The sequence below is a fragment of the Pseudomonas sp. genome, from assembly GCF_030696055.1.
In the GTDB taxonomy this organism is placed as follows: domain Bacteria; phylum Pseudomonadota; class Gammaproteobacteria; order Pseudomonadales; family Pseudomonadaceae; genus Aquipseudomonas.
In genome coordinates this window covers 1-5,382 of sequence record NZ_JAUYNP010000026.1, presented here as the reverse complement: position 1 = coordinate 5,382, position 5,382 = coordinate 1, and the positions used below count along the sequence as shown (strand labels likewise).

The 5,382-nt window shown below is 63.5% G+C and carries 7 protein-coding genes; 3 read left to right on the top strand and 4 right to left on the bottom strand.

Annotated features, from left to right (window positions below; translation table 11 throughout):
• Positions 1–138 precede the first annotated feature (138 nt).
• On the bottom strand, positions 139–981 hold the full coding sequence (locus Q8Q83_RS01420) for a hypothetical protein (RefSeq protein ID WP_305620484.1): 843 nt from the start codon (positions 979–981) through the stop codon (positions 139–141).
• A gap of 231 nt (positions 982–1,212) precedes the next feature.
• Between Q8Q83_RS01420 and Q8Q83_RS01415 the strand changes: the two genes are divergently transcribed.
• Together Q8Q83_RS01415 and Q8Q83_RS01410 are read left to right on the top strand one after the other, a co-directional pair.
• The gene (locus Q8Q83_RS01415) at positions 1,213–1,638 is read left to right on the top strand and encodes a YciI family protein (RefSeq protein ID WP_305620482.1); all 426 of its coding nucleotides are present in this window, start codon (positions 1,213–1,215) and stop codon (positions 1,636–1,638) included.
• A gap of 10 nt (positions 1,639–1,648) precedes the next feature.
• Positions 1,649–2,068, top strand: coding sequence for a VOC family protein (locus Q8Q83_RS01410; RefSeq protein WP_305620480.1), 420 nt, complete (start codon positions 1,649–1,651; stop codon positions 2,066–2,068).
• A 44-nt stretch (positions 2,069–2,112) separates the two neighbouring features.
• Here the strand turns inward: Q8Q83_RS01410 and Q8Q83_RS01405 are convergent, their stop codons facing one another.
• The 3 genes from Q8Q83_RS01405 to phhA form a co-directional block, all read right to left on the bottom strand.
• Entirely contained in the window at positions 2,113–3,306 is a 1,194-nt protein-coding gene (locus Q8Q83_RS01405) for an amino acid aminotransferase (RefSeq protein WP_305620478.1), read from the bottom strand.
• Positions 3,303–3,656 (bottom strand): 4a-hydroxytetrahydrobiopterin dehydratase, encoded by a 354-nt coding sequence (locus tag Q8Q83_RS01400; RefSeq protein ID WP_305620476.1) that lies wholly within the window; start codon positions 3,654–3,656, stop codon positions 3,303–3,305. Before Q8Q83_RS01400 ends, Q8Q83_RS01405 begins: the two co-directional genes overlap by 4 nt.
• 170 nt (positions 3,657–3,826) lie before the next feature.
• Complete coding sequence (gene phhA / locus Q8Q83_RS01395) at positions 3,827–4,609, bottom strand: phenylalanine 4-monooxygenase (protein ID WP_305620475.1); 783 nt, start codon at positions 4,607–4,609, stop codon at positions 3,827–3,829.
• A 273-nt stretch (positions 4,610–4,882) separates the two neighbouring features.
• Here phhA and Q8Q83_RS01390 point away from each other — a divergent pair.
• The coding region (locus Q8Q83_RS01390; RefSeq protein WP_305620474.1) for an ACT domain-containing protein at positions 4,883–5,382 on the top strand (500 nt) is incomplete at its 3' end.

Genomic DNA, 5,382 nt, shown 5'->3' with positions numbered 1-5,382 from the left:
CTGCTGCGCGTCGGCGATACTGCGTTAAAAACAGCCTCGGAATGCTCATTTACAACCCGTAAACTCCGCTTCCTCGGCTGTTTTTGCCTTGCCTCGCTCTAGCTCGCGAGATCCGCAACAGGTTCTAAACGGGGTTGGTTACTGCGGCTGAAACCATAGTTCCTTGCGTTGCAGCGGGGTTTGCGGCGGCAGCAGGGGATTGTTCAGGTGCAATATCCGCCGTTTGCCGAGCTGCGCCCGTTCGATGTACTCGCCGTAATGGACCTGGAACAGCCGCTCGAAGCTGCCGTCGGCGATGGCCAGTTCCAGGCCGCGTTCGATATGCGCGGCCAGGGCGACGTCCTTGGGGTTGACGAAGAAGTAGACGGCGCTGGGGTAGTGCAGCACCAGGCTGTCGTCCACCACCAGGCCGCCGGCGCGCTGCTGCTCGGCCTCGGCCCAGACTTCCGCCAGGGAACGCGGGAAGTAATCGAAGCGGCCCAGGGTCAGCATGCTGAACAGGCTCTGGTAGTTCGGCACGCCCACCACCGGCAGACCATTGGCGCGCAGTATCTCTGTGTCGGGCCAGTCGTGACCCTGGCCGGCGCTGAAGCGGCCCAGCTCTTCCAGGTTGCGTACCTTATGCAGCAGTTCGCGGCGTTCGGCCTTCACCAGTGCCAGGCGCCAGCCGATCAGACCCTTGTAGAGGGGGATGCGGATCGGCAGCAACTGCGCCTCGCGCTCCAGGCTGGTCATGCTCCAGGCCACTCGCACGTTGCGGCCGTGGGCCAGCTCCATAAATACGCGGCCTTGCTGCATGGGCGTCGCCGAAGGCTGCAGCTGGTAGTCGCCGCCGGCCTGGTCCAGCGCCAGTTGCAGTAGCAGCAGCGGATAGCGGTTGCGCGGGTCGTCCGCCACCTCGGGCGGCGCATAGGTGAGGATTTCCGCCTGCAGCGGGGCGCACAAGCCGAGCAGCCAGAGCAGGGCGAATAGACGCAGCATGACCCCACTCCAGCAGCTTGAGTTCAGCCCACTATAGCCCGGCTCGCTCAGCCCTGTAGGGGGCGCGCAGAAGCGTGATCGGCGACTCGTCTAAAAAAATTCTCCCGCCTGTCGATTCAGCCTGCTGCCGCTCGACTAAGGTTTAGAACCCAACCTGGGATTCACTGTCTGCCCTAGGGTGCACATCGGTCCTGGCAGGCTTACCGACCCGCTTAAACAAGGAGAAAGACGATGCGTTTTATGGTGATAGTCAAGGCCACCGCGGATTCCGAAGCCGGCGTCATGCCCAGCGAGGAGCTGCTGGCGGCCATGGGGCGTTACAACGAGGAGTTGGTCGAGGCGGGTGTGATGCAGGCCGGTGAAGGCTTGCATCCGAGCAGCCGGGGGGCGCGGGTCAGGTTTTCTGGCAGCCAGCGCAGCGTGGTCGATGGCCCCTTTATGGAAACCAAGGAGCTGATCGCCGGCTTCTGGATCTTCCAGGCGAGCTCCCTGCAAGAGTGCATCGCCTGGGTCAAACGCTGCCCCAATCCCATGCCGGGGGACTCCGAGATCGAGATCCGGCAGATCTTCGCGGCCGAGGACTTCGGCGCCGAATTCACCCCCGAACTGCGCGAGCAGGAAGAGCGCATCCGCGCGCAAATGAGCGCCAAGGACTAAGGAGCCTGCCATGAAAATCCATGCCTATCTGTTCTTCGACGGCCAGTGCGAAGCCGCCTTCAAGTTCTACGCCGAATGCCTGGGCGGCAGCCTGCAGCTGATGCGCTTCGGCGAGAGCCCGGAGGCCGGCAATATTCCGGCCGAGTTCCACGACCGGGTCATCCACGTCTGCCTGACGGTGGGCGACCAGCTGCTGATGGCCTCCGACACATTGCCGCAGTCTCCGTATGCGGGCATCAAAGGCTGCTCGATCTCCCTGCAGGTGGATAACGTGCCCGAGGCGGAGCGCCTGTATGCGGCGCTGTCCGCCCAGGGCTCGGTGCAGATGGAGCTGCAGCAGACCTTCTGGGCCACGCGCTTTGCCATGCTCACCGATCGCTTCGGGGTGTCGTGGATGATCAACTGTGCGGTGGATAGCCAGCAGGGCTAGTCAGGCGCGACCTTGCCCGTCGTGCTGGCGGGCCAGGCGTGCGCTTAAATGCAGACCCGGGCAATGGCGCGGGCCAGCTGATCCAGGCGCTGGGCAGCCAGCCCGGCCATATTGGCCCGGCCGCTGCCGACCATATAGACGCTGTACTTATCGCGCAGCTGCTGTACCTGGGCAGGGCTCAGGCCGGTGTAGGAGAACATGCCGCGTTGCTGGGCGATATGGGCGAAGCGCTCGGCCAGACCATAAGGCTGCAAGGCTTGCACCAGCCCTAGTCGCAGACTGACGACGCGTTGGCGCATGGCTTCCAGTTCGTCCATCCAGAGACGCTTCAGCTCGGCATTGTCGAGGATGCTGGCGACCACGGCGGCGCCATGGGCCGGCGGGGTGGACCACAGATTGCGCGCGATAAAGGCCAGTTGGCTGCGCACATCCTGCAGCTTGTCGGCGCTCTCGGCGCAGACCAGCAGAGCGCCGGTGCGTTCGCGGTACAGGCCGAAGTTCTTCGAGCAGGAACTGGTGATCAGCAGTTCGGGCAGCTCGGCGGCAAACAGGCGCACGGCGAAGGCGTCCTGCTCCAGGCCGTCGCCGAAGCCCTGGTAGGCGAAGTCCAGCAGCGGCAGCAATTCGCGCGCCTTGACCACTTCCAGCACGCGCTTCCAGTCGCGCGGGGTCAGGTCGAAGCCCGTGGGGTTATGGCAGCAGGCATGCAGCAGTACCACATCGCCCTTGGGCACCTGGTTCAGCGCCTCGAGCATCGTCTCGACCTGCAGCTGGTTATCCGCGCCGACATAGGGGTAATGGCCGACGCGCAAACCGGCGGCGGCGAAGATGCTTTCGTGGATCGGCCAGGTCGGGTCGCTCAGCCAGATGCCGCGGTTCGGCAGGCAACGGCCGATAAAATCCGCGGCCAGGCGCAGGGCGCCGGTGCCGCCGGGGGTCTGGCTGGCAGCCGCGCGTTCCTGCAGCAGCGGGTTATCGACGCCCAGCACCAGCTGGGCCAGGCGCGCGCAGAACAGCGCATCGCCATGGCCGCCGATATAGCTCTTGGTGGTTTCGCTTTGCAGCAGGCCTTGCTCGGCCAGTTTGACCGCTCGCGGAATAGGCGTCAGGCCCTGGGCGTCCTTGTACACGCCGACGCCCAGGTCGAGCTTGGCGGGGTTGCTGTCCGCGCGGTAGGCGTCCATCAGGCCGAGAATCGGGTCGCCGGGGACCCGGACTATCGTGGCGAAATGGCTCACTTGCGGCCCTCGGCGCTGGCGGCCAGCACATCGGTGCGCGCCGCCATGATGAAGTCGTTGCGGTGCAGGCCTTTCATCTCGTGGCTCCACCAGGTGACGGTGACCTTGCCCCATTCGGTGAGCAGGGCCGGGTGGTGGCCGACTTCCTCGGCTATGGCGCCCACCGCATTGGTAAAGGCCAGGGCGTGCTTGAAGGTGCGGAACAGGAAGACCCGCTCCAGCTCCATATGGCCGTCGCGCACTTCGATATTCCAGTCGGGGATCTCGCGTATCAGTTCGGCCAGTTCGTCATCCGAGACTTTCGGTGCATCGGCGCGGCAGGCTTCGCATTGGGCTTGGGCAAGGGTCATAGGGATTCTCCGGAATGAAGGGTAATAAATGAGCGTAGGTTGGTGCTGAACGCAGTGAAGCCCAACAGGGAGTGCGCAGCACGCCGCCTGACGTCCCGCTCGTCTGACAGCTTATGGACGCAATGTTGGGCTTCGCGCAGCTCAGTCCAACCTACCCGGCTACAACGCCGTTATGCGGCTTTTGGCGAAAACTTGGGTGCATGCAGGCCCAGGCGCATGGCCTGCGGAACCATCGCCATGATGTCCTCATGGGCCAGTTCGAACAGGCGCTTGAGCTCCGGCAAGACGAAATACAGCGGCTGCAGGATGTCGATGCGGTAGGGCGTGCGCATTGCCTCGATCGGGTCGAAGGCCAGGTGCTCGGGCCGATCGGACAGGCTATAGAGGGTTTCCTTCGGTGAGGACAGGATGCCGCCGCCGTAGATCCTGCGCCCTTGGCTGGTATCGACCAGGCCGAACTCTATGGTCAGCCAGTACAGGCGCGCCAGATAGACGCGTTCTTCCTTGCTGGCCTTGAGGCCGAGTTTGCCGTAGGTGTGGGTGAATTCGGCGAACCAGGGGTTGGTCAGCAGCGGGCAGTGGCCGAAGATCTCGTGGAAGATATCCGGCTCTTGCAGGTAGTCCAGCTCCTCCGGGGTGCGGATAAAAGTGGCTACCGGAAACTGCTTGCTGGCCAGCAATTCGAAGAAGGTCTGGAAGGGAATCAGCGCCGGCACCCGGGCCACGCGCCAGCCGGTGGTGGCCTGCAGCACCTGGTTGATCTCGCTCAGCTGCGGGATGCGCTCATGGGGCAGGCCGAGCTGCTCGATGCCGTCCAGGTATTCCTGACAGGCGCGGCCCTCGACCACCTTGAGCTGGCGGGTGATCAGGGTATTCCACACCTGATGTTCGGCTTCCGGGTAGTGGATAAAGCCGCTGTCGTCCGGTTCGCGAGCCACATAGTGGGTGCTCATTCTCGTTGCCTCCTGCTGGGGCTCTTGTTGTTGTGGTGGGCTAACTGCTTGAACTAGGGATACTCCTGTGGCGGCCGCGATGCAGCCTGCTGCTAGGGGCTAGGGGCGAGAAAGGGGTGGTTAATTCGTAAAGAAATGGTTACGTGGCTGGCGATGCGGCTCAGTTCCGTCTTGCTGTTGCGCTAATCTGTCACATATTCTTGACGACAATTCAGCCGTGTCCGCCGATTTATTCGGTCTGCGGCCCACCCAAAGCCTGCTTAGAGCCCTGCCATGCGTATCAAAGTCCACTGCCAAAACCGGATTGGCATCCTGCGCGACATCCTCAATCTGCTGGTCGAGTACGGCATCAACGTGGCTCGCGGCGAGGTCGGCGGCGAGCAGGGCAATGCCATCTACCTGCACTGCCCGAACCTGATCAACCTGCAGTTCCAGTCGCTGCGGCCGAAGTTCGAGGCGATCTCTGGGGTGTTCGGGGTCAAGCGCGTGGGTCTGATGCCCAGCGAGCGACGCCATCTGGAGCTGAATGCCTTGCTCGGCGCCCTGGATTTCCCGGTGCTGTCCATCGATATGGGCGGCTCGATAGTCGCCGCCAACCGCAGCGCCGCGCAGCTGCTCGGGGTGCGGGTGGATGAGGTGCCGGGTATCCCGTTGTCGCGTTACGCCGAGGATTTCGACCTGCCCGAGTTGGTGCGCGCCAATAAGTCGCGGATCAATGGCCTGCGGGTCAAGGTCAAGGGCGACGTGTTTCTCGCCGATATCGCCCCGCTGCA